General features: G+C 70.8%; 22 protein-coding genes and 1 riboswitch. Of the genes, 16 read left to right on the top strand and 6 right to left on the bottom strand.

Annotated features, from left to right (window positions below; all coding sequences use genetic code 11):
* The first annotated feature begins 61 nt into the window (after positions 1-61).
* From DFJ66_RS10050 to DFJ66_RS10030, 5 genes are all read left to right on the top strand, one after another.
* Positions 62-931: an ABC transporter substrate-binding protein gene (locus tag DFJ66_RS10050; RefSeq protein WP_121220123.1), complete on the top strand. Its 870-nt coding sequence runs from the start codon at positions 62-64 to the stop codon at positions 929-931.
* On the top strand, positions 921-1,736 hold the full coding sequence (locus DFJ66_RS10045) for an amino acid ABC transporter permease (RefSeq protein WP_121220120.1): 816 nt from the start codon (positions 921-923) through the stop codon (positions 1,734-1,736). Before DFJ66_RS10050 ends, DFJ66_RS10045 begins: the two co-directional genes overlap by 11 nt.
* Positions 1,733-2,491, top strand: coding sequence for an amino acid ABC transporter ATP-binding protein (locus DFJ66_RS10040; RefSeq protein ID WP_121220118.1), 759 nt, complete (start codon positions 1,733-1,735; stop codon positions 2,489-2,491). The genes DFJ66_RS10045 and DFJ66_RS10040 overlap by 4 nt, the downstream gene beginning before the upstream one ends.
* Positions 2,491-4,245 carry an aminotransferase class V-fold PLP-dependent enzyme gene (locus DFJ66_RS10035; RefSeq protein ID WP_397556271.1) on the top strand — a complete coding sequence of 585 codons (1,755 nt, stop codon included), beginning with the start codon at positions 2,491-2,493 and terminating at the stop codon, positions 4,243-4,245. Before DFJ66_RS10040 ends, DFJ66_RS10035 begins: the two co-directional genes overlap by 1 nt.
* 87 nt (positions 4,246-4,332) lie before the next feature.
* Positions 4,333-4,758: a TIGR03667 family PPOX class F420-dependent oxidoreductase gene (locus DFJ66_RS10030; protein ID WP_121220114.1), complete on the top strand. Its 426-nt coding sequence runs from the start codon at positions 4,333-4,335 to the stop codon at positions 4,756-4,758.
* On the opposite strand, the gene srmL is transcribed toward DFJ66_RS10030, so the two are convergent.
* Complete coding sequence (gene srmL, locus DFJ66_RS10025; protein WP_121220112.1) at positions 4,730-5,785, bottom strand: PheS-related mystery ligase SrmL; 1,056 nt, start codon at positions 5,783-5,785, stop codon at positions 4,730-4,732. The two genes, DFJ66_RS10030 and srmL, sit on opposite strands and share 29 nt — an antisense overlap.
* A gap of 174 nt (positions 5,786-5,959) precedes the next feature.
* Here srmL and DFJ66_RS10020 point away from each other — a divergent pair, with 174 nt between their 5' ends.
* Genes DFJ66_RS10020 through cobM form a run of 3 tightly spaced genes read left to right on the top strand, consistent with a single transcriptional unit; the run spans position 5,960 to position 8,237 of the window.
* Positions 5,960-6,352 (top strand): pyridoxamine 5'-phosphate oxidase family protein, encoded by a 393-nt coding sequence (locus DFJ66_RS10020; protein WP_121220110.1) that lies wholly within the window; start codon positions 5,960-5,962, stop codon positions 6,350-6,352.
* Complete coding sequence (cbiE, locus tag DFJ66_RS10015) at positions 6,352-7,497, top strand: precorrin-6y C5,15-methyltransferase (decarboxylating) subunit CbiE (protein ID WP_121220109.1); 1,146 nt, start codon at positions 6,352-6,354, stop codon at positions 7,495-7,497. The genes DFJ66_RS10020 and cbiE overlap by 1 nt, the downstream gene beginning before the upstream one ends.
* Positions 7,494-8,237, top strand: a complete 744-nt coding sequence (gene cobM, locus DFJ66_RS10010) for a precorrin-4 C(11)-methyltransferase (protein ID WP_121220106.1) — start codon at positions 7,494-7,496, stop codon at positions 8,235-8,237. Before cbiE ends, cobM begins: the two co-directional genes overlap by 4 nt.
* Here the strand turns inward: cobM and DFJ66_RS10005 are convergent.
* Positions 8,234-9,280 (bottom strand): cobalt-precorrin-5B (C(1))-methyltransferase, encoded by a 1,047-nt coding sequence (locus tag DFJ66_RS10005; protein ID WP_211351571.1) that lies wholly within the window; start codon positions 9,278-9,280, stop codon positions 8,234-8,236. The two genes, cobM and DFJ66_RS10005, sit on opposite strands and share 4 nt — an antisense overlap.
* Positions 9,281-9,306: 26 nt before the next feature.
* Here DFJ66_RS10005 and DFJ66_RS10000 point away from each other — a divergent pair, with 26 nt between their 5' ends.
* A complete protein-coding gene (locus DFJ66_RS10000; RefSeq protein ID WP_121230949.1) occupies positions 9,307-10,017 on the top strand; it encodes a cobalt-precorrin-6A reductase in 711 nt (236 codons plus the stop codon).
* Here DFJ66_RS10000 and DFJ66_RS09995 read toward each other — a convergent pair.
* From DFJ66_RS09995 to DFJ66_RS09985, 3 genes are read right to left on the bottom strand one after another with little or no spacing between them, the layout of a single operon-like run.
* A complete protein-coding gene (locus DFJ66_RS09995; RefSeq protein ID WP_121220102.1) occupies positions 9,992-11,449 on the bottom strand; it encodes a precorrin-2 C(20)-methyltransferase in 1,458 nt (485 codons plus the stop codon). The genes DFJ66_RS10000 and DFJ66_RS09995 overlap by 26 nt on opposite strands.
* On the bottom strand, positions 11,446-12,072 hold the full coding sequence (locus tag DFJ66_RS09990; RefSeq protein ID WP_121220100.1) for a precorrin-8X methylmutase: 627 nt from the start codon (positions 12,070-12,072) through the stop codon (positions 11,446-11,448). Before DFJ66_RS09990 ends, DFJ66_RS09995 begins: the two co-directional genes overlap by 4 nt.
* Positions 12,069-13,076, bottom strand: a complete 1,008-nt coding sequence (locus DFJ66_RS09985) for a hypothetical protein (protein WP_121220098.1) — start codon at positions 13,074-13,076, stop codon at positions 12,069-12,071. The genes DFJ66_RS09990 and DFJ66_RS09985 overlap by 4 nt, the downstream gene beginning before the upstream one ends.
* A 4-nt stretch (positions 13,077-13,080) precedes the next feature.
* Positions 13,081-13,218, top strand: a riboswitch (cobalamin riboswitch).
* Between the two features lie 38 nt (positions 13,219-13,256).
* On the opposite strand from DFJ66_RS09985, the gene cobN reads away from it, so the two are divergent.
* The 7 genes from cobN (at position 13,257) to DFJ66_RS09950 (ending at position 26,487) form a co-directional block, all read left to right on the top strand.
* Positions 13,257-16,880: a cobaltochelatase subunit CobN gene (gene cobN, locus DFJ66_RS09980; RefSeq protein ID WP_121220096.1), complete on the top strand. Its 3,624-nt coding sequence runs from the start codon at positions 13,257-13,259 to the stop codon at positions 16,878-16,880.
* A 1,055-nt stretch (positions 16,881-17,935) separates the two neighbouring features.
* Positions 17,936-19,222 carry an ABC transporter substrate-binding protein gene (locus DFJ66_RS09975; protein ID WP_121220094.1) on the top strand — a complete coding sequence of 429 codons (1,287 nt, stop codon included), beginning with the start codon at positions 17,936-17,938 and terminating at the stop codon, positions 19,220-19,222.
* A complete protein-coding gene (locus DFJ66_RS09970) occupies positions 19,219-20,214 on the top strand; it encodes a carbohydrate ABC transporter permease (protein ID WP_121220092.1) in 996 nt (331 codons plus the stop codon). The genes DFJ66_RS09975 and DFJ66_RS09970 overlap by 4 nt, the downstream gene beginning before the upstream one ends.
* Positions 20,215-20,278: 64 nt before the next feature.
* The gene (locus DFJ66_RS09965) at positions 20,279-21,067 is read left to right on the top strand and encodes a carbohydrate ABC transporter permease (RefSeq protein WP_246030187.1); all 789 of its coding nucleotides are present in this window, start codon (positions 20,279-20,281) and stop codon (positions 21,065-21,067) included.
* 11 nt (positions 21,068-21,078) lie between these two features.
* Positions 21,079-22,476, top strand: a complete 1,398-nt coding sequence (locus tag DFJ66_RS09960; RefSeq protein WP_121230947.1) for a GH1 family beta-glucosidase — start codon at positions 21,079-21,081, stop codon at positions 22,474-22,476.
* Complete coding sequence (locus DFJ66_RS09955; RefSeq protein ID WP_121220088.1) at positions 22,473-23,504, top strand: LacI family DNA-binding transcriptional regulator; 1,032 nt, start codon at positions 22,473-22,475, stop codon at positions 23,502-23,504. The genes DFJ66_RS09960 and DFJ66_RS09955 overlap by 4 nt, the downstream gene beginning before the upstream one ends.
* Positions 23,505-23,787: 283 nt before the next feature.
* Entirely contained in the window at positions 23,788-26,487 is a 2,700-nt protein-coding gene (locus DFJ66_RS09950; RefSeq protein ID WP_121220086.1) for a cellulose binding domain-containing protein, read from the top strand.
* Positions 26,488-26,503: 16 nt separating this feature from the next.
* On the opposite strand, the gene DFJ66_RS44075 is transcribed toward DFJ66_RS09950, so the two are convergent.
* Positions 26,504-26,917, bottom strand: a complete 414-nt coding sequence (locus DFJ66_RS44075) for a LapA family protein (protein ID WP_246029669.1) — start codon at positions 26,915-26,917, stop codon at positions 26,504-26,506.
* Positions 26,918-26,932 lie beyond the last annotated feature (15 nt).

Below are 26,932 nucleotides of genomic sequence, written 5' to 3'. Positions count from 1 at the left end.
TTGTGGACGTCTTCAACAAACAGTTGTAACTTCCAGAGCCACCTGCTCCAGGAGGTGGCCTATGACCCGCTGGATCCCTGCTCTTGTCCTGGTCGTGCTCGCCGCGTGCGCCCCCGAACCCGACAGTGCCCCACCTGCGACCGAGACACCCGTGGTCGCCAAGGACGACGGCCTTGCCGCGCTTGTCCCGCCGCAGGTCGCCCAGGCGGGCAAGTTGCGGGTCGGCTCGAACATCCAGAACCCGCCGAACAACTTCTACGCCGAGGACGGCAAGACCCCGATCGGCAGCGAGGTGGACCTGATCACCGCCGTCGCCGCCAAGCTCGGGCTCAAGGCCGAGCACCAGGACATGGCGTTCAGCTCCCTGATCACCAGCCTCCAGGCCGGCCGCATCGACGTCACGATGGCCGCGATGAACGACACCGCCGAACGGCAGCAGAAGATCGACTTCGTGGACTACTTCACGTCCGGCATCACGATCATGGTCCGCAAGGGCAATCCGGACGGCATCAAAGCCCCGCAGGACCTGTGCGGCAAGGCCGTCGCCGTGAACCTGGGCAGCAGCCAGGAGCAGTACGCCAAGACCTTCCCCTGCCCGACCGGGTCCATCGCCGTCACCGCGACCGACAGCGACACCCAGAACCAGAACCAGCTGCGCACCGGCCGGGTCACGGCCATCCTCAACGACCTGCCCACCGCCGTCTACGTCGCCAAGACCGCCGGTGACGGCCAGTTCTTCGAGGTCGTCGACGCTGCCCCGATCAACGGCGGCCCCTACGGCATCGGCGTCAACAAGAGCACCCCGCAGCTGGCGACGGCGATCCAGAAGGCCCTCCAAGCGCTGATCGACGACGGGACCTACCGCAAGATCATGGACAAGTGGGGCGTCACGCAGGGCGCGATCGCGAAGGCGACCATCAATGGCCGGTGACGAGTTGCCCGTAGTCCCGCTGCGGCACTGGGGGCGCTGGGTCGGCGGCGTGGTGATCCTCGGACTGCTGGTCGCGTTGGGCTTCGCGCTCGCGGACGCGCAGATCGACTACGCGGCCGTGCCGGGGTTCTTCGTGCACGACATCATGTTGCGGGGCCTGTGGAACACGATCGTGCTGGCGGTGTGCGCGCAGGCCGGGGCGATCGTGCTCGGGGTCGGGATCGCGTTGCTGCGGCGGTCGGCGAACCCGGTGGCGCGGTGGTTCGCGGCCGGGTACGTGTGGTTGTTCCGCGGGTTGCCGGTGTTGTTGCAGATCCTGTTGTGGTTCAACCTGGCGCTGGTGTTCGAGCACATCTCGATCCCGATGCTGTTCGAGGCCAAGACGAACGTGCTCATCACCGCGTTCGTCGCCGCACTGCTCGGGTTGGGCCTGAACGAGAGCGCCTACATGGCCGAGATCGTGCGTGCCGGGCTGAACAGCGTCGACCACGGCCAGGTCGAAGCGGCGAAGGCGATCGGCATGACCCCCGTGGTCGCGTTGCGGAGGGTCGTGCTGCCGCAGGCCATGCGTGTGATCATCCCGCCCACCGGCAACAACTTCATCAACATGCTCAAGGGCACGTCGATGGCGTCGGTGATCGGGTTCCTGGAACTCGTGCACGCGGCCAACAACATCGCGTCCCGCAACCTCCAGATCATGGAGACCCTGCTGGCCGCCGCGGCCTGGTACATGGTCGTGGTGAGCCTCGCGTCGGTCGGTCAGCACTTCCTGGAACGCTTCTACGGCAAGGGAGTCGCCCGATGAGCGTGGTGCGCGCGGTCGGGGTGCGGAAGTCGTACGGGACGGTCGAGGTGTTGCGGGGTGTGGACCTTTCCGTGGCACAGGGCCAGGTTGTGTGCCTGCTGGGACCTTCGGGTGCCGGGAAGTCGACGTTCCTCAGGTGCGTCAACCACCTGGAGACCATCGACGCCGGGCGGATCTGGGTGGACGGGCAGCCGGTCGGCTTCCGGGAGCGCGGTGGACGGCTGTACGAGCTGCGCGAACGGGAAGTGGCGCGGCAGCGGCGGGGGATCGGGATGGTGTTCCAGCGGTTCAACCTGTTCCCGCACCGGACCGCCGTGGAGAACGTCGCCGAGGGGCCGGTGCACGTGCTGGGCGTGCCCCGCCGCGAGGCCCTGTCGGACGCCGCCGAGCTGCTGGCACGGGTCGGGCTGGCGGACCGGGCGGGCGCGTACCCGCACCAGTTGTCCGGCGGGCAGCAGCAACGGGTGGCGATCGCGCGGGCGCTGGCCATGCGACCGTCGCTGATGCTGTTCGACGAGCCGACGTCCGCGTTGGACCCCGAGCTGGTGGGGGAGGTGCTGGACGTGATGGCGGACCTCGCGCGGGACGGGATGACCATGATCGTCGTGACGCACGAGATCGGGTTCGCGCGGCAGGTCGCGGACGAGGTGGTGTTCCTGGTGGACGGCGCGGTGGTCGAGTCCGGGCCGCCGGGGCAGGTGCTGGACAATCCCCGGGAACCACGGACCCGGCAGTTCCTCGCGAAGGTGCTCTGATCATGCGCATCCCCTCCTCCTACCTGATCCAGTTCGCCGAGCCGGAGGGCTACCTGGACTTCGCCCGGTTCGGGCCGCCCGCGCACGCCGTGGTGGAGGAGTCGACGCGGCTGCTGGAGCGCTCGGCGGCGGCCGGGCCGTCCACTGTGGACGAGCTGATGCGGGAGGAGGTCCGGGCGAAGGCCGCGGTGGCGCGGCTGTGCGGGGTGGACACCGAGCACGTCGTGCTGCTGCCCAACACCAGCACGGGCCTGTTCCAGGTGGCGCTGGGGTTGTCCGGCGAGGTCCTGGTGTCGCCCGCGGAGTTCCCCGCCAACACCTACCCGTGGACCCGGTCCGGCCGCGCTTCCGTCCGCCCGCTCCCACCCGCCCCCGTGACCCCGCAGGCGGTCCGGGACGGGCTGACCGCCCGGACCACCGCGCTCTCGGTGAGCGCCGTCGACTTCCGGACCGGCTACCGGGCGGACCTGGCGGCGCTGCGGGACGTCCTCGGCGACCGGTTGCTGGTCGTGGACGGCATCCAGGGCTTCGGCGTGGTGGACGAGCCGTGGTCGGTGGCGGACGTGCTGGTGGTGGGCGGCCAGAAGTGGCTGCGGGCGGGGTGGTCGACCGGGTTCATGGTGCTGTCGGACCGGGCGCTGGAGCGGCTGGAGCCGGTCGTGTCGGGGTGGACGGGTGCCGAGGACGCCGGGTTGTTCGACGGTGCGGTGCACCCGGTGGCCGAGGGCGCGGCGGGCTGGTCGATCACCAACCTGAGCCCGGTGGCGGCGGGTGCACTGGCCACGGCCCTGGAGCTGGTGGAACTCGCCGGCGTCCCGGCGCTGGAGGCCCGGATCGCCGAGCACGTCGACACCCTGGCGGACGTGGTGCGGGAGGCGGGTGGAACGGTCGTCTCGGCGCAGGACCGGCGGGCAGGCATCCTCGCCTTCACCGTGGGCGACCTCCCGTCCACACTGGTGGGCGAGACTCTCACCCGATCAGGCATCACGGCGACCATCCGCCCGGAACACATCCGCGTGTCCCCGCACGTCTCCACCAAGCCGGAGAGCATCGCCCGCTTCACCGAGGCCCTGACCACCCTCACCTCCTCCGGCACCGCCACGAGGACCACTGTCGTACCCGGGTGGGAGAATGGAGACGGGGGCCGGAGGCCCCACCAAGCACCCACCGCCGACGTGTTCGCCGCGCTCATCCCGACCGTCCACAGCCTCGCCGACGCCCTCGGCCCCGGCACCGAAGTCGTCCTCCACGACCTCTCCGCGCTGCCCAACTCCATCGTCGCCATCGCGGGCGACCTCACCGGCCGCAAGGTCGGCGGCCCCATGACCGACCTCCTCCTCGGACTGGTCCGCCGGGGCACCACCCAGGACCTCTCCGGCTACGAGACCTACGCGCCCGACGGCCGGCCCATCCGCTCTTCCACCGTCTTCCTGCGCGACGCCCGGGGCGTGGCGATCGGCTGCCTCTGCGTCAACAGCGACCCCGGCCGGCCCGCCACCGAACCCATCGAACCCGTCGAGACCTTCCCCGGTGACGTCGACACCCTCCAGCGGGTCCTGGTCGACCGGGCCGTCCGCAGCGTCGGCGTCCCCGTCGAGCTGATGAAGAAGTCCCACAAGTCGCAAGTGGTGAAGATCCTCGACGACGCCGGCCTGTTCCTCATCCGCGACTCCGTCGACCACCTCGCCGGTGTGCTCGGCGTCACCCGCTACACGATCTACAACTACCTCAACGAGCACCGGAAGCCGGAATAGTGGTCCGCGACACGGCGTTGGCGGTGACCAGTTGCCGGCGATCACCACCAGTCGCCGGCGATCATCAGACGACCACTGGAGTGATCAATGAGCCTGTTGCCCGACCCGTCGACCGCGCTGGGCGCCCGGGTGGCCCGTGACCTGTCCGAGCGCATGATCGGCTGGATCACCTCGGTCGACCGCGCCGGCACGCCGCAGCCGGCGCCGGTCTGGTTCCTGTGGCACGAGGACCGGGTCCTGTTCTACTCCCAGCCCAGCGCCAAGCGGCTCGAACGGATCAAGGCCAACCCGCGCGCCTCCTTCCACCTCAACGACGAAGGCCTCGCCCACCAGCTCACCCTCTTCACCGGCACGCTGGCCCAGGCCGCGGACGTCCCGCCCGCGGCCGAGCACCCGGATTTCCTGAAGAAGTACGAGGACCTGGCCATCCGGTCGTTCGGTTCGGTCCAGCGGTTCTCCGACCTCTTCAACGTCGCCTTCGTCTTCACCCCCGAGAAGGCGCGCATGCACTGACGGACAGAGACCCTTCGTGGACCGCGGCGTACACGGCGTCGCGGGCCGCGTTGGCCTCCGCGTCGGTCAACGTCCGGGTCGGGTGCCGGAGGACCAAGCGCAGCAACAGGTTCTTCTGCCCCTCGACCGCGCCCAGCCTCGCCACGGCGGCCGGCGGCAGCTCCGACACGGGCGTCTCGCTCACCACGTGCACGGCCTCCACCAGCTCACCCAGCACCGACCGCACGGTGTCCCCGACGGTCTCGAGATCCTGCTCCGCGCCCACCGCCACCGAGATGTCCCGCAGCACCGGCGGGTGCTTGGACACGGGCCGGTAGGGCGTGAGATCCAGCATCTGGGAGGCCACCCGGGGATCGGTCGCGGACAGCAGGCGGATGTCCGGGACACCCTTGTGCAGCATGAGCAACCGGTCCAGGCCCAAGCCCATCGCCAGACCGTGCGCCGACGAGGGCAACCACGCCCGCCGCAGCACGTGCGAAGCGGCCAGGCCGCACTCGCCGACCTCCAGCCACTCGCCGTCGACCAGCACGTCGATCTGCCGTCCGGCCGTGGTGTACGGGTGAGTGGCGGGCGTGGTCCGGTAGCGCATCCCGGGTAGCGCGGCCGTGACCACCGTGTCGATCAGCTCGTCCAGATCGGCCCGCTCACGCGAGATCCGCCACAGGTCGAGCTGGTGCGGAGTACCGGAGTGCACGCGGTCCACGGTGTCGCGCCGGTACACCATCCCGACGCACGCCAGGACGACGTCGTCCCACTCCTCGGTACCCAGCACCCGCAGTGCGGGCGGGATCATCGCGGACGTGTGGCTGCGCAGCATCCGGCCGGGCGTGGTGTAGCGGGTGTAACGGGCGTCACGGGTCACGGCGTCCGGTGTGTAGCCCAGGTTGTCGTAGTTGTCCTCGACCGCCACCTCCGGGTTCTCCCGGATCAGGCGCACTTCCGGCACGTCGAGCGCGGAAAGGATGCGGTCGAGCAGCAGCTGCATGGCGTGCGGCCCCTGCGCGGGGTCGGTGAGGTCGCGTGGCATCGCGGAGGTCCTTTGTGAGAGCCGGCACGGAAGGGAGTCGTCCCCCTGGGCCGGTCCGCCACCTCGGGACCCGCGTCAGCGCACGCCCCGGATGGCCGGGTCTCCCGGCCAGGGGCGGCTAAATCGACGCGTCACGTTTTCGACCATAGCGGGTCGGTGCCGCATGATGCACGCATGTTGTCGAGCAAGGGCGAGGACTTCCGCGCGTTCTGGACCGAGCGCCACCTGTGCACGCTGACCACCGTGCGACCCGACGGCACACCGCACGTGGTGCCGGTCGGCGTCACGCTGGACGTGGACACGGCGACCGCACGCGTGATCGCCTCGCGCGGCTCGCACAAGGTGCGCCAGGTGCTCGCGGCCGGGCCGGAGGGCGCGGTCGTCGCCGTGTGCCAAGTGGACGGTGCCCGCTGGTCGACGCTGGAGGGGCGCGCGGTGGTGCGGCAGTCGCCCGAGGAGGTCGCCGACGCCGTGCGCCGCTACGCCGAGCGCTACCGCCAGCCCCGGCCCAACCCCGAGCGGGTCGTGATCGAGATCGCCGTCACGCGCGTCCTGGGCACGGTCTGATGCTCACCGTGGTCGGCATCGGCGCGGACGGCTGGGACGGCCTGTCCCCGGCCGCGCGCGCCGAGATCAGCTCCGCCGAGGTCGTCATGGGCAGCGCCCGGCAGCTCGACCTGGTGCCGGGGTCGTTCGACCGGGTGACCTGGCCGTCGCCGCTGGTGCCCGCCCTGCCCGGCCTGCTCGACGCGCACGCCGGCCGCCGGATCTGCGTGCTGGCCAGCGGTGACCCGATGTTCCACGGCATCGGCACGACCCTGGTCCGGCTGCTCGGGCCGGCGAACGTCCGCGTGATCCCGCATCCCTCGTCCGTGTCGCTGGCGTGCGCGCGGCTGGGGTGGGCGCTGGACGACGTGGACGTGGTGAGCCTGGTCGGCAAGCCCGCGTCCCTGGTGGTGCCGTTCCTGCACCCCGGCCGGCGCGTCCTGGTGCTGGGCTCGACCCCGCGTGAGGTGGCCGCGCTGACCGGGGACGCCCGGCTGACCGTGCTCGAACAGCTCGGCGGGCCGAAGGAACGCGTCCACCACGACTTGGACGCCGCCGACCCGCTGCACGTCCTGGCCGTCGAGTGCGGGACGGGCGGGTTCTCGCTGGTCCCGGGCCTGCCCGACGACGCCTACGAGCACGACGGCCAGCTCACCAAGCGCGAGGTGAGGGCGGTGACGCTGGCCCTGCTCGCCCCGCGTCCCGGTGAGCTGCTGTGGGACGTGGGCGCGGGGTCGGGCAGCATCGCCGTCGAGTGGTGCCGGACGCACCCGTCGTGCCGGGCGTTCGCGGTGGAGCGGTCACCCGAGCGTGTCGAGAGGATCCGGCGCAACGCCGAGGCGCTGGGCGTGCCGCGCGTCGAGGTCGTGGCGGGCTCCAGCCCGGAAGCCTTGGACCTGCCGGTCCCGGACGCCGTGTTCATCGGCGGTGGCCTGACCGCTGAAGGGGTCGTGGAGCGCTGCTGGGCGGCGTTGCGGCCCGGCGGGCGGCTGGTGGCCAACGCCGTGACGCTGGAGTCCGAGGCCGTGCTCGCCCGGTGGCACGGCGAGCTGGGCGGCTCGCTCACCCGGCTGTCGGTCAGCCGGGACACCCGCGTCGGCGGCTTCACCGGCTGGCGCCCGCACATGCCCGTGACCACCTGGTCCGTGACGAAGGAGAACGCGTGACCGTCCACTTCATCGGCGCCGGACCGGGCGCGGCCGACCTGCTGACGCTGCGCGCGGTGCGGCTGCTGGAGTCCTCGCCGGTGTGCCTGTACGCGGGGGCGCTGGTGCCGGTCGAGGTGCTCGCGCACTGCCCGCCGGACGTCCGTCTGGTGGACACGGCCAACCTCGACCTGGACCGGATCACCGCCGAGCTGTCCGCCGCGCACGCCGCCGGGCACGACGTGGCCCGGCTGCACTCCGGTGACCCGTCGGTGTACTCGGCGATGGCCGAGCAGATGCGCCGCCTGGACGCCCTCGGCATCCCCTACGACGTCACCCCGGGCGTGCCCGCGTTCGCGGCGGCGGCGGCTTCCCTGAAGCGGGAGCTGACCGTGCCGGGCGTCGGCCAGACCGTGATCCTGACCCGGACCTCCGCCCGCGCTACCCCGATGCCGCCGGGGGAGGACCTGGCCACTTTGGGCCAGTCCCGCTCGACGCTCGTCCTGCACCTGGCCGTGCAGCGGGTGGACGAGGTCGTTGCCGAGCTGCTGCCCTCCTACGGCCCCGACTGCCCGACCGCCGTCGTCGCCTACGCCAGCCGCTCCGACGAGGTCGTGCTGCGCGGGACGCTGTCCACGATCGCCGGGGCCGTTCACGCGGCCGGCATCAAGCGGACCGCCGTGATCATCGTGGGGGACGTCCTGGCCGCCGAGGGCTTCCTCGACAGCCACCTGTACTCCGTGGACCGATGCCGAAGCTAGGCCCGGCCCACGATCGTGCCCGCCCGGTCGATGACGATCACGTCCACCTCGACCGGGGCGCCCTTGAGCACGGCGTCGGCGGTGTCCTTGGCCTTGGCGGCGATGAGGTCGCCGAACGGGACGCCGGCCTCCTGGCACAGCTGCAACGCGCCCAGCGCGGTGTTGGCGGTGCGGACGCGTTCGGCCAGGTCGGGGTCGTCGATGAGGGACGCCAGGAAGTCGTGGTTGACCTGCGACCGGCCGGAGTGCAGGTCGAGGTGGCCGTCCGCGAGCTTGGACAGCTTCCCGATGCCGCCCGCGATGGTCAGCCGGGGCACGGGGTGGCGCTTGAGGTACTTCAGCACCGCGCCCGCGAAGTCGCCCATGTCCAGCAGGGCGTCCTCGGGCAGCCCGTGCAGGTCCGCCGCGACCTTCTCCGACGTGCTGCCAGTGCACCCGGCGACGTGGGTGTAGCCGGCGGCGCGGGCCACGTCGATGCCCCGGCGGATGCTGTCGATCCACGCCGAGCACGAGTAGGGCACGACGATGCCGGTGGTGCCCAGGATGGACAGGCCGCCGAGGATGCCCAGGCGGGGGTTCCAGGTCTTCTTGGCCAGTTCCTCGCCGTGGTCCACGGAGATCTCGACGACCACGTCCCCGGTGCCGCCGTGCTCGCGGGCGACGCGTTCGACGTGCTCGCGCATCATCCGGCGGGGGACGGGGTTGATGGCCGGCTCGCCCACGGGGAGCGGCAGGCCGGGCTTGGTGACCGTGCCGACGCCGGGGCCGGCTTTGAACGTGACACCCGTGCCCGGTGCGCCGTGGCGGACCGTCGAGCGGATGAGCGCGCCGTGCGTGACGTCCGGGTCGTCGCCCGCGTCCTTGACCACGGCGGCGGAGGCGTGGTCGGCGGTGAGGTCCTCCTGGGCGAGGGCGAAGCTCGGGGTCTGGCCCTTGGGCAGCAGGATCTCGACCGGGTCGGGGAACTCGCCGGTGAGCAGCGCCGTGTAGGCGGCGGTGGTGGCGGCCGTGGCGCAGGCCCCGGTCGTCCACCCGTAGCGCAGGTTCACGGGGTCAGGATGCAACAGTGGTGAGAACGGTGTTGGTCCTGGGTGGCACCGGCGAGGCCCGAGCCCTCGCCGCCGAGCTGACCGGCGTGCGGGTGGTGTCGTCGCTGGCCGGGCGGGTCAGTGCGCCCCGGTTGCCGGTGGGCGAGGTGCGGATCGGCGGGTTCGGCGGGGTCGACGGGCTGGTCGAGTACCTGCGGGCGGAACACGTGTCAGCGGTGGTCGATGCCACGCACCCCTTCGCCGCGGGGATCACCGCCAACGCCGTCGCGGCCTGTCGGGTGGCAGGGGTGCCGTTGCTCGTGCTCCGGAGGCCCGGGTGGCCGGCGGAAGAGGGCTGGACCTGGGTGGACTCGCTGGAAGAGGCGGCGGCAGCGGTGGGGGAGCGCAGGGCGTTCATCACCACCGGGCGGCAAGGGCTGGGGGCGTTCTCCAGCGGCGTCGCGCGGACTGTGGACCCGCCCGACCCGCCGGTGCCCGGTGTGGAGGTCCTGCTTGATCGCGGACCGTACACAGTGGACAGCGAGCTGGAACTCTTGCGCGCGCACGACATCGAGGTGCTGGTCACCAAGGACAGCGGCGGGCCGATGACCGCCGCCAAGCTCGAAGCCGCGAAAACGCTCGGCATCCCGGTCATCGTCGTTCGGCGACCGCCCCTGCCCGACGGGGTCGAGGTGGTCGGGACGGTCGCCGCAGCGGTCGAGTGGGTCAGCCGGGGTAGCGGCGGGGCGTGAAGACGGTGCCGCGGTCGGTCAGCTTGGTCTGGGACGAGCCGATCAGCAGCAGGCAGCGCATGTCCACGGTCGACGGGTCCAGGTCGGCCAGCCGCACCACCCGGACCTCCTCCTCCGGACCGCCGACGTCCCGCCCCACGACCACCGGCGTGTCCGGCGAGCGGTGCTCCAGCAGCAGGTCACGGGCTTTCTCCACCTGCCACGTCCGGCTGCGCGAGGCTGGGTTGTAGATCGCCAGCACCAGGTCGGCGGCAGCCGCGGCGGCCAGGCGGGACGCGATGACGTCCCACGGCTTGAGCCGGTCGGACAGCGAGATCACGGCGTAGTCGTGCCCCAGCGGCGCGCCCGCCCGGCTGGCCACCGCGTGCGCGGCGGTCAACCCCGGCAGCACCCGCACGGGCACGTCGGCGAACTGCTCCTCGGCCGCCACCTCCAGCACCGCGCTGGCCATCGCGAACACGCCCGGGTCGCCGGAGGACACCACGGCCACCCGCCGCCCCCGCTTGGCCAGGTCCAGCGCGAACGCCGCCCGCTCGGACTCCACCTTGTTGTCCGACGCGTGCTTGCGCTGCCGCGGCGACACCGTCACCCGGTCGAGGTAGGTGACGTAGCCGACCAGGTCGTCGGCCGACGCCAACGCCTGCCGCGCCTCGGGCGTCAGCCACTGCGGCCCCGCCGGACCCAACCCCACCACCACGACCTCGCCCCGACCCTCGGGGGAGCTGGGGGACTTGCTCGGCAGCAGCGCCAGCGAGAAGTACGGCACCCCGTCGGCGTCCACTTCGGACAGTGGTGAGGTGCGCTGCTTCCCGGTCGTGGCCCGCTCGACGTACCAGGCCTCGTCCAGCCGCCCCGACCGCTCCAGCGCCGCCCGCACCTGCGGGAACGTCCGCCCCAGCTTCATGATCGCCACCGGGTCGCCGGACGCGAGGTGCGCGGCCAGGGTGTCGGCGGGCAGCGTGCCGGGCAGCACGGTCAGCACTTCGTCCCGCTCCACCAACGGCTTCCCGATCACCGCCGCACCCGCCGACACCGACGTCACCCCGGGCACGACCTCCGCCGGGTACCGGTCCGCCAACCGCTTGTGCAGGTGCATGTACGAGCCGTAGAAGAACGGGTCGCCCGCCGCCAGCACCACCACGGTCCGCCCGGCGTCCAGGTGCGCCGCCAGCCGCGCCGCGCACTCCTCGTAGAACGCGTCGATCTCGCCCTGGTAGTCGTCGCTGTCCTCGGTGGTCACCGGGTAGACGAGCTGCTCTTCGATCTGGCCTTCGCGCATGTAGCAGGCGGCGATGTTCCGCGCCACGCTCCGGCCGTGCCGCGCGCTGTGGAACACCACCACGTCGGCCTCGCCGATCAGCCGCGCCGCCTTGACGGTCACCAGCTCCGGGTCGCCCGGCCCGACTCCGACCCCGTACAGCCTGCCCGTCATTCTTCCTCGCTCGCGATCGCGTTGACGGCCGCCGCGGTCATGGCGCTGCCGCCCCGACGCCCGCGCACGACCAGGTACTCCAGGCCGAGGTCGTTGGCCGCCAAGGCGTCCTTCGACTCGGCCGCGCCGATGAACCCGACCGGCACGCCCAGCACGGCGGCGGGCTTCGGCGCGCCCGCGGCCACCATGTCCAGCAGGTGGAACAACGCGGTCGGCGCGTTGCCGATGGCCACCACCGCGCCGTCCAACCGGTCTCCCCACAGCTCCAGCGCCGCCGCACTCCGGGTGTTGCCCATCTCCGCGGCCAGGCCGAGCACGCGCGGGTCGGACAACGTGCACAGCACCTCGTTGTCCGCGGGCAACCGCTTGCGCGTCACGCCCGCCGCGACCATCTGCGCGTCGCACAGGATCGGCGCACCGGCGAGCAGCGCCTTGCGCGCCGACTCCACGACACCGGGGGAGTAGGCGAGGTCCGCGACCAGGTCGACCATCCCGCAGGCGTGGATCATCCGCACCGCGACCCGCGCGACGTCCGCCGGCAGCCCGGACAGGTCCGCCTCGGCGCGGATGGTCGCGAACGACTGGCGGTAGATCTCCGCGCCGTCCTTGATGTAGCTGGTCACCTGATCTCCTCGTAGCCGTCGCCGGTCGCGACGTACTCCACCACGTCCCCCGCCGGCCGCCCGCACCGCCGCGCGCAGCCCGACCAGTGCACCCGGCCCGCGTGCGGCGTGCCGATCCACGCGGTGACGTCCGCCCGCACGTCCGACAGCGACTTCGCGCACCCCGGCCGCCCGGTGCACGCGCTCACGCCGTGCCACGGCGAGTCCGGCGAGGTGAACAGCCCTGTCGTGTCCGTCCCACGCGGCACCACCACACTGCGCCACGGCGTGATCCGCACCGGCACCCCGGCGAGCAGCCGTGCGTCCAACCGCCCGAGCGGCACCCCCGCGACGACGACGTCCCCGTACTCCCCGGGTGCGACCGGAGTCACAGTGGGGGCAAGCCTTTCGGCGACCGGCCCACCGAGGGCGTCCGTGATCTTCCGCACACCGGAGTCCACTTCGGACAGCCGCCAGGCGCTGCCCCGGATCTCCTGGAACAGCCGGGCGGCGGTCACCACCGCCGCCACTGGATCGGTCACGCGGACGCCGGAATCGGTTCCGGCGAGGAACAGCGCGTCACCCACCAGGCCGACGTCCCCACCCAGCCCGCTCACGCCCGCACCCACCGTGACCAGGAACCGCCCCGGCAGGTCGGCCAGCTCCGGCACCGCGCACAGCGCCCGGTCGATCGCGTCCACCAGGTCCTGGTTGTCCTCCAGCGGCGCGGCGACGATGTTGCGCACCCGCTCGTGCGTCCGCGAGGGCAGCAGGCCGACGTCGGCCAGGAGCGCTCCCAGGACGTGCTCGTCACCCGGCTTCAAGCCCCTGATCTGCACGTTCGCCCGCGAGGTGAGCTCCAGTGACCCGTCACCGAGCTCCAGGGCGGCCCCGCGCAAGGCGTCGAACTGGACCGCCGACAACGTCCCGCCGGGCACCCGGACGCGCGCCAGCCCGCCGTCGGCCGCCTGGTGCACGTCGACGGCACCGGGGCACGCGTCGGGTCGTTCACGCTCCTGGGGCATGGGCTGGATGCTAACGCCCGTTAGGGTTGGCCCCGAACGGCGAAGCACAGCAGAGGAAGCCGGTGCGAATCCGGCGCGGTCCCGCCACTGTCACCGGGTGTGCACCCGGGAGCCAGGAACTCTCGCCCAGCCGTTTCCCTACGACCTGGGGCGAGGACCCCCGAGGGATGGAGCCCGCACGTGATCCTGCTGCTGTCGACCTCCGACACCGACCTGCTGTCCGCCCGCTCGAGCGGCGCGGACTTCCGCCTGGGCAACCCGGCCCGCCTGACCGTGGACGACCTGCCCGCCCTGGTGGAGGGCGTGGACCTGGTGGTCGTGCGCATCCTCGGCGGCCGGCGGATGTGGGAGGAGGGCCTGGACTGGCTGCTGGCCGGCCCCCGCCCGGTCGTCGTGCTCGGCGGCGAGCAGAACCCCGACGCGCCGCTGATGGAGCTGTCCACCGTGCCCGGCGGGGTGTGCGCGGAGGCGCACGCGTACCTGGCGCACGGCGGTCCGGCGAACCTGGCCGAGCTGCACAACTTCTTGAGCGACACGGTCCTGCTCACGGGCTACGGCTTCAACCCCCCGGTGGCCGCGCCCTCCTGGGGCGTGCTGGAGCGGCCTCCGGCCCCCGCTTCCATTGTCCCACCGACCACCGACAATTCGGCCTCGCCGGCCACGGAGGACTCGGCCGATCGTCCCGTTGTGGCGGTGCTGTACTACCGGGCGCACCACGTGGCCGGGAACACCGCGTTCGTGCACGCGCTCTGCGACGCGATCGAGGCCAAGGGCGGCCGTCCCCTCCCGGTCTACTGCGCGTCCCTGCGCACCGCCGAGCCCGAGTTGCTGGCCGAGCTGGGCAAGGCCGACGCCCTCGTGGTCACCGTGCTCGCCGCCGGTGGCACCAAGCCCGCCACGGCCTCCGCCGGCGGCGACGACGACGCCTGGGACGTCGGCGCGCTGGCCGCCCTCGACATCCCGATCCTCCAGGGCCTGTGCCTGACCTCCAGCCGCGCCGCGTGGGACGAGAACGACGACGGACTGTCCCCTTTGGACACCGCCACCCAGGTCGCCATCCCCGAGTTCGACGGCCGGATCATCACCGTTCCGTTCTCCTTCAAGGAGATCGACGAGGACGGCCTCACCGTCTACGTCGCCGACCCCGAGCGCGCCCTGCGCGTGGCCGGCATCGCCGTGCGGCACGGGAAGCTGCGCCACATCCCCAACGCCGACAAGAAGATCGTCGTCATGCTGTCGGCGTACCCGACCAAGCACTCCCGCATCGGCAACGCGGTCGGCCTGGACACCCCCGCCAGCGTCGTCCGACTGCTCAAGGCCCTCCGCGACAACGGGTACGACATCGGCGACGACCTGCCCGGCGTGGACAACCTCGACGGCGACGCCCTGATCCACGCCCTCATCGCCGCCGGCGGCCAGGACGCGGACTGGCTCACCGAAGACCAACTCCAGAGCAACCCCGTGCGGATCAAGGCCTCCGCCTACCGCGAGTGGTTCGCCACCCTCCCGGAGGACACCCGGCAGGAGATCGAACAGCACTGGGGTGAAGCCCCCGGCGAGCTGTTCGTGGACCGCTCCCGCGACAAGGACGGCGAGATCGTCCTGGCCGCGCTCCGGTCGGGCAACGTCGTCGTCATGGTCCAGCCGCCGCGCGGCTTCGGCGAGAACCCCATCGCCATCTACCACGACCCCGACCTCCCGCCCTCCCACCACTACCTCGGTGCGTACCGGTGGCTGGAGTCGGAGTTCGGCGCGGACGCCGTCGTGCACGTCGGCAAGCACGGCAACCTGGAGTGGCTGCCCGGCAAGGCGGTCGGCCTGTCCGCCGGCTGCGGCCCGGACGCGGCCCTGGGCGACCTGCCGCTGATCTACCCGTTCCTGGTCAACGACCCGGGCGAGGGCACCCAGGCCAAGCGCCGCGTGCACGCCACCCTGGTCGACCACCTGGTGCCGCCGATGGCCCGCGCCGACAGCTACGGCGACATCGCCCGGTTGGAGCAGCTGCTGGACGAGCACGGCAACATCGCCGCGATGGACCCGGCGAAGCTGCCCGCGATCCGCGCCCAGATCTGGACCCTGATCCAGGCCGCGAAGCTCGACCACGACCTGGGCCTCGAGGACCGCCCGCACGACGCCGAGTTCGACGAGCTGATCCTGCACGTGGACGGCTGGCTGTGCGAGGTCAAGGACGTCCAGATCCGCGACGGCCTGCACGTGCTCGGCGAGCCGCCGACGGGGGAGACCCGCGTCAACCTGGTCCTGGCGATCCTGCAGGCCAAGCAGATGTGGGCCGGCCAGGTCGCCGCCCTGCCCGGCCTGCGCGAGGCCTTGGGCCTGAAGGACCAAACCCGCACCTCGGTCGACACCATCGAGGCCGAGGCGCGGCGCCTGGTCCAGGCCATGGAAGACGCCGACTGGGACCCGGCAGCCGCCCGCACCCTCACCGACGACGAGGACGTGGCCCGCATCCTGGAGTTCGGCGCGACCGAGGTCGTCCCCCGCCTCGCCCGCACCACCGACGAGCTGACCAACACCCTGCACGCCCTCGACGGCGGCTACGTCCCCGCAGGCCCCAGCGGTTCCCCTCTGCGCGGCCTGGTGAACGTGCTGCCGACCGGCCGCAACTTCTACTCCGTGGACCCCAAGGCGGTGCCGTCCAAGCTGGCCTGGGAAACCGGCCAGGCGATGGCCGACTCCCTCCTGGACCGCTACCGCACCGACCACGACGGCCAGTGGCCCGCGTCGGTCGGCCTCTCGGTGTGGGGCACCAGCGCCATGCGCACCGCCGGCGACGACATCGCGGAAGTCCTGGCCATGATGGGCGTCCGCCCGGTGTGGGACGACCAGTCCCGCCGCGTGACGGGCCTGGAACCGATCCCCCTGGACGAACTGGGCCGCCCCCGCATCGACGTCACGGTCCGCATCTCGGGCTTCTTCCGAGACGCGTTCCCGCACGTAGTGGCACTCCTGGACGACGCCGTCCAGTTGGTAGCGGCCCTGGACGAACCCGCCGACCAGAACTACGTCCGCGCCCACTCCCAAGCAGCGGAAGCCGACCACGGCGACCGCCGCCGAGCCACCCTCCGCATCTTCGGCTCCAAGCCCGGCGCGTACGGGGCGGGCCTGCTCCCGCTCATCGACAGCCGCAACTGGCGCGACGACGCCGACCTGGCCGAGGTGTACGCGGTGTGGGGCGGCTACGCGTACGGCCGCGAACTAGACGGAGTCGAGGCCCGAACCGACATGGAGAACGCCTACAAGCGCATCGCCGTGGCGGCCAAGAACATCGACACCCGCGAACACGACATCGCCGACTCGGACGACTACTTCCAGTACCACGGCGGCATGGTCGCCACCGTCCGAGCCCTGACCGGCAAGGCCCCGGCGGCCTACGTGGGCGACAGCACCCGCCCCGACGCGGTCCGCACCCGAACCCTGCACGAGGAAACCAACCGCATCTTCCGAGCCCGAGTGGTCAACCCGCGCTGGCTGTCCGCGATGCGCAAACACGGCTACAAGGGCGCGTTCGAACTGGCCGCGACCGTGGACTACCTCTTCGGCTACGACGCGACCACGGGTGTCGTGGCGGACTGGATGTACGAGCAGCTGGCCGCCAGCTACGTGCTGGACCCGGAGAACCGCAAGTTCCTGTCGGAATCCAACCCGTGGGCCCTGCACGGCATCTCGGAACGCCTGCTGGAGGCAGCCGACCGGGGGATGTGGGAGCACCCGGAGCAGGACACGCTGGACGCCCTCAAGGCGGTCTACCTGGAAACGGAAGGCGACCTGGAAGACGGCCGCTGACACCCCCAGCCCCAGGCGACTGCTTCACCCCCCGCAGGCGACTGCTTCACGCCCGCAGCGCGTTGCCTTTGCGCCCGCAGGGCGTCGCTTTTGCGCCCGCAGGGCGCCCGTTAGCTAGCGCAGCAAACCGCTCTCCGGGCTTTTCCGTCATCCCCGTATGGCCTGCCCGAAGGGCTACCACAGATTTCCCCGGGTGCAGCCGAAATTTTTTGTGAGGGACGAGCAAAAAATTTTAGCGGCACCCGGGGAAATCTGTGGTAGGTTCCACCAGGCCATACGGGGATGACGGAAAAGCCCCCGCCCTTGTCCTTCCGTCCATCCTTGGCGGCCTGCCCGCCGGCGAGGCGCTTTTCGCTTTTCTTCTTTCAAGCTCTTCAAGATCTTCAAGATCTTCGAACGGGACGCGCTTCGCGCTCTTGAGAGGCGCGCAGCGCCCACAAGCTTGAACGCGCGAAGCGCTCGAAAGACAAAAGCGGCGCTCGCCGCTGGGCAGGCCCCCGGGGGTGGAAGGGCGTCGGTTTCTTTCCCCGTCCGGCCTGCCGGAGGCAACCACACTTGGCCCGTTTGAGCAACCGGAAAAGCTGGTTGCACAAACGGGCCAAGCGCGGTTGGGCTGCGCCCAGGCCGGACGGGGAAAGAAACCGAGGCCCTTCCCGTGGGCTCTGCAGCTCGGGCTCGCGCCTTCGGCGAAAAGCATCCGCCCTTCGGGCGTGTGGCTTCGGCGGCCGGAGGGTTAGTAGGGGTGGGGAGTCTTGTTAATGGGGGCCGACGCAGGTCGGTTAATAGGGGGTGCGGCAGGCTGCGGTGGTGCTGGGAGGGCGTGCGGACTGGGCGTCCGGACTCTCTGCCGCGCCTCTGGGAGCGCTCCACGTCGTAACACGCCGTGCGGAGACCGTCTCCGTGCGGATACGTCGGCCCACGTCCGGTCATCACTCGTTGGTGTGTAGGTAACAGCGCGGACACAGGTGCTTGACACGTGTGCGTGGGGAGAACCACACTCGCCAAAACCTGGGAGCGCTCCCAGAACGTCACCGCCGATCAACTGAGGAGTTCTCGTGCGCAACCGTCGAGCGGGCTTGGCCAAGGTCGTGGCCTGCACCGCAGTGCTCGCCGCTGTCACCGCGGCATGTGGGTCCGGGGGTTCCGGAGGAGCTTCGGACGGCAAGGTCGAGCTGACCGTGGCCACGTTCAACGAGTTCGGCTACGAGGACCTGTTCAAGGAGTACGAAAGCGCCAACCCGAACGTCAAGATCACCCACCGCAAGACCGGTCAGGGCAACCCGCACCACCAGAACCTGTTCACCAAGCTCGGCGCCGGCTCGGGTCTGGCCGACATCGAGGCCGTCGAGGAGGGCTACCTCTCCCAGGTCATGGCCAAGTCCGGCCAGTTCAACGACCTCAAGGAGATCGGCCCGTCGGACGTGCGCGCCGACCGCTGGCTGCAGTGGAAGACCGACGCCGTCACGACCAAGGACGGCAAGCTCATCGGCTACGGCACCGACATCGGCCCGCTGGCCATGTGCTACCGCAAGGACCTCTTCGAGGCCGCCGGCCTGCCCAGCGACCCCGAGGGCGTGAAGGCCCTGTTCGCCACCTGGGACGCCTACTTCGAGGCCGGCGACAAGTACGTCAAGGCGACCAACAAGCCGTGGTTCGACTCGGCCGCCCAGATCTTCAACCCGATGCACAACCAGGCCAAGACCGGCTACTTCGACCGCGACGACAAGCTGGTCATCGAGACCAACGACGACAAGAAGATCTGGTCGCAGGTCACCGGCGCGGTCGCGCGCGGGCAGTCGGCCAAGCTCGTCGCGTGGTCCCCGGAGTGGCAGAACGGCTTCAAGCAGTCCGCCTTCGCCACCAAGACCTGCCCGTCGTGGATGCTCGGCGTGATCGAGGGCAACGCCGGTCCTGAGCTCAAGGGCAAGTGGGCCGTCACGGCCGCCTTCCCCGGTGGCGGCGGCAACTGGGGCGGCTCGTACCTGACCGTGCCCAAGCAGAGCAAGAACGCCAAGGAGGCCGCGAAGCTGGCCGCGTGGCTGACCGCCCCCGAGCAGCAGATCAAGGCGTTCGTCGCCAAGGGCACCTTCCCCAGCCAGACCCAGGCGCTGATCTCGCCCGAGCTGCTGAACAAGACCAACGACTACTTCGGTGGCGAGAAGGTCGGCCTGCTGTTCGCCGAGCAGGCGAACAAGGTCTCCGGCGCCCAGTACAAGGGCCCGAAGGACGGCGAGATCCAGGACAACGTGATCGCGCCGGCGCTCCAGGCCGTCGAGCAGGGCAAGTCCGCCGACGAGGGCTGGCAGCAGGTCGTCGAGGGAGCCAAGAAGGCTGCCAAGTGACCACCGAACTCACGGTCGCGCGCGGGCGGGGCGTCGAGCCCCGCCCGCCGCGGCGCGCGGACGACGAGGACGTCAAGGTCCCGTGGCGGCACCGGCTCACCCGGCTTGACGTCAGGTACACCCCCTACCTGTTCATCGCCCCCTTCTTCGTCCTGTTCGCCATCACGGGTCTGTTCCCGCTGGTCTACACGGCCTACGTGTCGTTGTTCGACTGGGAGCTGGGTGCCGACGAGACGCCGTTCATCGGCATCGACAACTACGTCACCCTGGTCACCGACAGCCAGTTCTGGAACGCCCTGGTCAACACGCTGAGCATCTTCGTGCTCTCCAGCGGCCCGCAGCTCGTGATCGCGGTGCTGCTGGCCGTGCTGCTCAACACCGCGCTGCGCGCGCGGACCGCGTGGCGGATGGGCGTGCTGCTGCCCTACGTGGCCAGCCTCGTGGCGTTGACGATCATCTTCGGCGACATGTTCGGGCCGCAGTACGGCATGGTCAACGACATCCTGGAGTTCTTCGGGCTCGGGCGCATCGACTGGCAGGCCGAGCGGTGGTGGAGCCACATCGCCATCGCCACCATGGTCAACTGGCGGTGGACCGGCTACAACGCGCTGATCGTGCTGGCCGCCATGCAGGCCATCCCGCGGGACGTCTACGAAGCCGCCATCGTGGACGGCGCGAGCAAGGTGCGCCAGTTCTTCAGCATCACGCTTCCGCTGCTGCGCCCGACGCTGATCTTCGTGGTCGTCACGTCGTCCATCGGCGGCATGCAGATCTTCACCGAGCCCAAGCTGTTCAACCCCGCCGGCGGCAACAACGGCGGCGCGACCAACCAGTACCAGACGGTCGTGCTCTACATGTACCAGTCGGGCTTCCAGTCGCAGGACCTCGGCTACGCCTCGGCGATGGCCTGGGTGCTGTTCCTGATCATCATCGCCATCGCGGGGATCAACTACCTGCTCACGCGCCGCCTCGCCGGCACCGGGGAGGGCTGACGTGTTGAAGAAAGGTGCCACGCCCGCGCGGCGCGGCTCGTCGTCGACGGTCAAGCGCCCCGGCATCGGGGTCTACGGGCCGCTGATCGCCTTCATCCTGGGCTCGGTGTTCCCGTTCTACTGGTCGTTCGTGGTGGCCAGCAACGACGACAGCGCGGACTCGCCGCTGCTGCCGGGCGGGAAGTTCTTCCACAACGCCGGCCGCGTCTTCGACACCATCCCGTTCTGGAAGGCGCTGGGCAACAGCATCATCGTCTCCGGCACGGTCACGCTGTCGGTCGTGCTGCTGTCCACGCTGGCCGGGTTCGCCTTCGCCAAGCTGCGCTTCCGCGGCCGCGGGCCGCTGATGGTGTTCGTGATCGCCACGCTGGCCGTGCCGACCCAGCTCGGCATCATCCCGCTCTACATGGCGATGGCCGAGTTCGGCTGGTCCGGCACGCTCGGCGCGGTGATCATCCCGAACCTGATCACCGCCTTCGGCGTGTTCTGGATGCGCCAGTACATCGTCGACGCCGTCCCGGACGAGCTGATCGAAGCCGCCCGCATGGACGGGTGCAGCCTGCTGCGCACGTTCTGGCACGTGTGCCTGCCGGCCGTGCGCCCGGCCGCCGCGATGCTGGGCGTGTTCACGTTCATGATGTCCTGGAACGACTTCCTGTGGCCGCTGGTCGTCCTCGACGCCGAGAACCCGACCATGCAGGTGGCCCTGGAGAAGCTCCAGAGCGGCTACTACGTCGACAACTCGCTCGTGCTCGCCGGGACCACGCTCGCGACGGTCCCGATTCTGCTCGTGTTCCTCGTCCTCGGGCGGCAGATCGTCGCCGGGATCATGCAGGGTGCTGTGAAGGGGTAGCTGTGGAGTCGATTTCCTTTCCCGAGGGCTTCGTCTGGGGCGCCGCGACCGCGGCGTTCCAGGTCGAGGGCGCGACCACCGCGGACGGTCGCACCAAGTCCATCTGGGACACGTTCTGCGAGGTGCCCGGCGCCGTGGTCGGCGGAGACACCGGTGAGCCCGCGGCCGACCACTACTACCGCGTGGAATCCGACGTCCAGCTGATGGCCGACCTGGGCCTGCACGCCTACCGGTTCTCCACCGCCTGGCCGCGGGTGCGGCCCGACGCGGGCCCGGTCAACCAGGCCGGCCTGGACTTCTACTCCCGGCTGGTCGACGCGCTGCTGGAGAAGGGCATCACGCCCTGGCTGACCCTCTACCACTGGGACCTGCCGCAGACCCTGGAGGACAAGGGCGGCTGGGCCAACCGGGACACCGCGTACCGCTTCGCGGAGTACGCGGAGTCGGTCGTGGGCGCGCTGGGCGACCGGGTGGTCAACTGGACCACGCTCAACGAGCCGTGGTGCTCCTCGTTCCTCAGCTACGCGGCGGGCGTCCACGCGCCCGGCCGGCAGGAGCCGGAGGCGGCCGTGGCCGCGGTCCACCACCTGCTCCTGGGGCACGGTCTTGCCGTCGAAGCGATTCGCGCGCAGCAGACCGACGCCAAGGTCGGCATCACGCTCAACATGTACCCGATCATCCCGGCCGACCCGGAGGACCCCGCCGACCTGGACGCGGCCCGGCGGCTGGACGGCCTGCAGAACCGGATCTTCCTGGACCCGCTGTTCAAGGGCGAGTACCCCGAGGACGTCGTGCAGGACCTGACGCCGTACGGGTTCACCAAGCACATCCGGGAGAACGACCTGGAGATCATCTCCACGCCGTTGGACCAGCTGGGCGTCAACTACTACGCCGAGCACTTCGTCAGCGCCAAGCCGGCGGAGCCCGCCCCGGTCGCCGAGGGCCGCCGCCCCACCGGGTCGCCGTGGGTGGGCGCCGAGCACGTGTCCTTCCCCAGCCGCGGGCTGCCCCGCACCGACATGGACTGGGAGGTCGAGCCGGACGGGCTGAAGAAGGTGCTGGTCCGGGTCGCGCGGGAGTACACCGACATCCCGCTGTACGTGACCGAGAACGGCGCGGCCTACCCGGACGCGATCGGCGACGACGGCTCGATCGCGGACATCGACCGGCTCAACTACATCGACGGGCACCTCCGGGCGGCGTGGGAGGCCATCCAGGAGGGCGTCGACCTGCGCGGCTACTTCGCGTGGTCGCTGATGGACAACTTCGAATGGGCCGAGGGTTACGCCAAGCGGTTCGGGATCGTGCATGTCGACTACGAGACGCAGGTGCGGACACCTAAGATGAGCGCCATGTGGTACTCGAAGGTTGCCCGGGGCAACGCGCTCGCAGCGACGGCCGCCTCGTGACCGATGCCGTTGACCCGCCCAAGGCGCGCCGACCCAACACCCGGCTCGAAGAGGTGGCCCGGGCCGCCGGGGTGTCCAAGTCCACCGTCTCTCGGGTGATCAACGGCGAACCGTACGTCAGCTCGAAGGCGCGTGAAGCGGTCCACCAGGCCATCACGCGCCTCGGCTACAGCCCCAACCAGGCGGCGCGCACGCTCGCCGGCAGCCGCGCGAACTGCATCGCGCTGGTCGTGTCGGAGCAGGGCAGCCGGGTGCTCGCGGACCCGTTCTTCGCGGGCGTCCTGCGCGGCGTGCACGCCGAACTGGCGGGGAAGCGCGTCCAGCTCGTCCTCATGATGAGCAAGGAGGGCGACGAGCAGGACCTGGTCAACTACCTGTGCGGCGGTCACGTGGACGGCGTCCTGGTGATCAGCCTGCACGGCCAGGACCCGCTGCCCCGCACGCTGGCCGACGCGGGCCTGCCGACCGTCGTGGGCGGCAGGCCCCTGGGCGCCGGCGGGGTGCCCTATGTGGACTCGGACAACTTCAACGGGGCCATGGAAGCGGCCCGGTACCTGGCGACGCTCGGCCGCAAGCGAATCGCTTCGATCGCCGGTCCCCGGGACATGGCCGTGGGCATGGACCGGCTGTCCGGGTGGAAGCGCGGGATGTCGCAGGCCAGGCTCCCGGTCGACCTGGTGGCCTACGGCGACTTCACCCCGGAGAGCGGCGCGGCGGCGATGGAGGAGCTGCTGTCGCGCGAGCCGGACATCGACGCCGTGTTCGTCGCGGCCGACATCATGGCGCTCGGCGCGTTGCAGACCCTGCACGCCCACGGCAAGCGGGTGCCCGACGACGTGGCCGTGGTCGGGTTCGACGACCTCATGATCGCCTCCACGGCGGTGCCGCCGCTGACCACGATCCGGCAGGACGTCGAGCAGCTCGGGCGGACCATGACGTGGCGGCTGATGGCGGAGCTGGCGGGCGAGGAGAACCTGCCGCCGTTCCTGCTGCTGCCGACGTCCATGGTGAAGCGGACCAGCGCCTGAACCCTTCGAGCGCAACCGCGTGACCCTTTCGAGCGCAACCGCCTGACGCCTTCGAGCGCAACCGCCTGACGCCTTCGAGCGCGCTCGCCTGATCACTCGTTCGGTCTAGTGCCTCGGTGTGGCCGGGGCGTTAACGTTCGAACGGAGCAGTTCTGGGAGCGCTCCCAGGTTGGTCGGAGCGCTCGTGGGGCTGCCGGTGTGACCGGCTCGCGCACCGACCCCGTGGACCTGACCGCCATCGTGGTCCGCCTCCCTGATCCCTGCGCAAAGGAGCGCTTGATCAATGGCACCCCGACTCGTGGTGAAGCGGCTGGTCGCCGTGGTGGCCGCGGTGTGCGCGGCGGTGGGGCTGGTGCTGGTGTCCACCCAGACCCGACCCGCCGTCGCGGCGGCCGAGCAGAAGTACGACTGGAAGAACGTCGAGATCGCGGGCGGCGGGTTCGTGCCCGGGATCGTGTTCTCCCCGGCCGAGAAGGACCTGATCTACGCCCGGACCGACATCGGCGGCGCGTACCGGTGGGACAAGACCACCGGCCGGTGGATCCCCCTGCTCGACTGGGTCGGCTACGACCGGTGGGGCTGGAACGGCGTCGCCTCCATCGCGCCCGACCCGAAGGACGCGTCCAAGGTGTACGCGGCGGTCGGCATGTACACCAACAGCTGGGACCCCGGGAACGGCGGCATCCTGCGCTCCTCCGACCGCGGCGCGACCTGGCAGGCCTCGGTGCTGCCGTTCAAGCTCGGCGGCAACATGCCCGGTCGCGGCATGGGCGAGCGGCTGGCCGTCGACCCCAACGACGGCCGGGTCCTCTACTTCGGTGCGCCCAGCGGCAAGGGGTTGTGGCGCAGCACCGACGGCGGGGCCACCTGGGGGCAGGTGACGTCGTTCCCGAACCCGGGCAACTACGTGGCCGACCCGAACGACACCAGCGGGTACCAGAGCGACAACCAGGGTGTCGTGTGGGTGACCTTCGACCCGAAGTCGTCGGCGGGCGGTGTCAGCCGGACGATCTACGTCGGGGTCGCGGACAAGCAGAACACCGTGTACCGGAGTGTGGACGGTGGGGCGACCTGGGCCCGCGTGCCGGGTCAGCCCACCGGGTTCCTGGCGCACAAGGGCGTGCTGGCCGGGTCCACGCTGTACATCGCGACCAGCGACACCGGCGGGCCGTACGACGGCGGCAAGGGTGACGTGTGGAAGTACGACACCGTGGGCGGGACGTGGACGCGGATCAGCCCGGTGCCGTCGACCAGCGCCGACAACACCTTCGGGTACTCCGGGCTGACCGTCGACCGGCAGAACCCGAACGTCCTCATGGTGTCCACGCAGATCTCGTGGTGGCCGGACGTCGTCCTGTTCCGGTCGGTCGACGGCGGTGCCACGTGGACGCGGGCGTGGGACTTCACCTCGTACCCGAACCGGAGCTTCCGGTACAAGATGGACATCTCGGCCGCGCCGTGGCTGTCGTGGGGCGCCAACCCGCAGCCGCCGGAGGTCACGCCGAAGCTCGGGTGGATGGTCGAGTCGATGGAGATCGACCCGTTCGACTCCAACCGGATGCTCTACGGGACCGGCGCGACCGTCTACGGGACCACTGATCTGTTGAAGTGGGACAGCGGCGGGCAGATCACCATCAAGCCGGTGGTGGCCGGCCTGGAGGAGACCGCCGTGCTGGACCTGATCAGCCCGCCGGCCGGTGCGCCACTGGTGAGCGGGTTGGGCGACATCGGCGGGTTCCGGCACGCGGACCTGACCAAGGTGCCGCCGATGATGTTCCTCCAGCCGAACTTCACCTCCACGACCTCGCTGGACTACGCCGAGACGAACCCCGCCGTGATGGTGCGGTCGGGCAACGTCGACGGTGCCGCGCACGTGGCGTTCTCGACCGATGGCGGGGCCAACTGGTTCGCCGGGTCGGAGCCGGGTGGGGTGAGCGGCGGCGGGACGGTCGCCGCGGCGGCGGACGGGTCGCGGTTCGTGTGGAGCCCGGCGGGCGCTGCCGTGCACTACTCGGTCGGGTTCGGCAACTCGTGGACGGCGGCGAGCGGGGTGCCGACCGGGGCCGTGGTGGAGTCCGACCGGGTGAACCCGCGGCGGTTCTACGCGTTGGCCGGCGGGCGGGTGTACTCCAGTGTGGACGGGGGCGCTTCTTTCACGGCCGGGGCTTCGGTGGCGGCCTCCAAGCTGCACGCGGTGCCGGGCAAGGAAGGCGAGCTGTGGCTGGCCGGGGAAGGCGGGTTGTTCCGGTCGGTCGACGGCGGAGCTTCGGTGGTCCGGGTCGGCGGGGTGACCTCGGCGGTGAACATCGGGTTCGGCAAGGCGGCGGAGGGGAAGACGTACCCGGCGCTGTACGCGGTGGCCGACCTGGGGGCCGGGAACGGGGTCTACCGGTCGGACGACGTGGGCGCGAACTGGGTCCGGATCAACGACGACCGGCACCAGTACGGGAACATGGGCGAGGCGATCACCGGTGATCCCCGGGTGTACGGGCGGGTCTACCTCGGGACCAACGGGCGGGGGATCTTGTACGCCGACCCGGTGGGTGCGCCGCCGGTGACCTCGACGACGTCGTCCACGACGTCGTCCACGACCACGACTTCTTCCTCTTCTACTACTACTAGTACGACTACGACTACGACGACCACGACGACTACCGCTCCGCCGGTGGCGTGTCAGGTGGACTACAAGGTCTCCAGTCAGTGGTCTGGTGGGTTCACGGCTTCGGTGAAGATCACCAACCGGGGCGTGAGCGCGGTGCAGGGCTGGGCGCTCAAGTTCACCTTCCCGAGCGGACAGGTGATCACCAACGCCTGGAACGGCAAGGCGTCGCAGAGCGGCGCGGTTGCCACGGTGACCAACGAGGGTTGGAACGGGACCATCGCGGCGGGTGGCTCGGTGGAGTTCGGATTCCAGGCGAGCTGGCAGGGCAGCAACGTCACACCCACCGGCTTCACGCTGAACGGCGGTCCGTGTTCGGCTTAGCGGTCGGAAGCGCGGCCTAGTGGTTGGAGGCGCGCAACCCTCGTTTGGCCTGGCGGCGCAGCTGGAGGATCCTGGCTGCGCCGACCAGCGCCACCATCACCGCACCACCGATGGCGGCGAACAGCAGCGCCACGCCCAGCGGCAGGGTCGTCGCGATGCCGAGGAAGTGGACGGTGGCGTCGGTCAGGTTCTGCAAGATGAAGATCAGCAGGAAGATCAGGACGACGATCGAGGCCAGGACGGCGACCCACGTGCCGCTGATCCGGGTTGATTTGATCTTGGTGGTACCCGGTGCGGGCGCGCCCTTGTCGGGGGTGAGGCGGCTCTCGGGTTGCCGGTCGACTGCGGTCGGGCCTACCGGGGGCGGACCTTCCGGGATGGGGGCGGTGGGGATCGCGTCCGTGCGGTCCTCGTCACGGGGAGTGGTCACGTGGCGATTATCGGA

The organism is Saccharothrix variisporea (assembly GCF_003634995.1).
GTDB classification, from domain to species: domain Bacteria; phylum Actinomycetota; class Actinomycetes; order Mycobacteriales; family Pseudonocardiaceae; genus Actinosynnema; species Actinosynnema variisporeum.
This window is presented reverse-complemented; position numbering and strand designations above follow the sequence as displayed.

Coding starts and splice junctions, on each gene's coding strand:
- srmL (WP_121220112.1), bottom strand. CDS start 5,785: ATGCCACGCGACCTCACCGACCCCGCGCAGGGGCCGCACGCCATGCAG.
- DFJ66_RS10040 (WP_121220118.1), top strand. CDS start 1,733: ATGAGCGTGGTGCGCGCGGTCGGGGTGCGGAAGTCGTACGGGACGGTC.
- DFJ66_RS10030 (WP_121220114.1), top strand. CDS start 4,333: ATGAGCCTGTTGCCCGACCCGTCGACCGCGCTGGGCGCCCGGGTGGCC.
- DFJ66_RS10050 (WP_121220123.1), top strand. CDS start 62: ATGACCCGCTGGATCCCTGCTCTTGTCCTGGTCGTGCTCGCCGCGTGC.
- DFJ66_RS10020 (WP_121220110.1), top strand. CDS start 5,960: ATGTTGTCGAGCAAGGGCGAGGACTTCCGCGCGTTCTGGACCGAGCGC.
- DFJ66_RS09995 (WP_121220102.1), bottom strand. CDS start 11,449: ATGACGGGCAGGCTGTACGGGGTCGGAGTCGGGCCGGGCGACCCGGAG.
- DFJ66_RS09950 (WP_121220086.1), top strand. CDS start 23,788: ATGGCACCCCGACTCGTGGTGAAGCGGCTGGTCGCCGTGGTGGCCGCG.
- DFJ66_RS10045 (WP_121220120.1), top strand. CDS start 921: ATGGCCGGTGACGAGTTGCCCGTAGTCCCGCTGCGGCACTGGGGGCGC.
- DFJ66_RS09985 (WP_121220098.1), bottom strand. CDS start 13,076: ATGCCCCAGGAGCGTGAACGACCCGACGCGTGCCCCGGTGCCGTCGAC.
- cbiE (WP_121220109.1), top strand. CDS start 6,352: ATGCTCACCGTGGTCGGCATCGGCGCGGACGGCTGGGACGGCCTGTCC.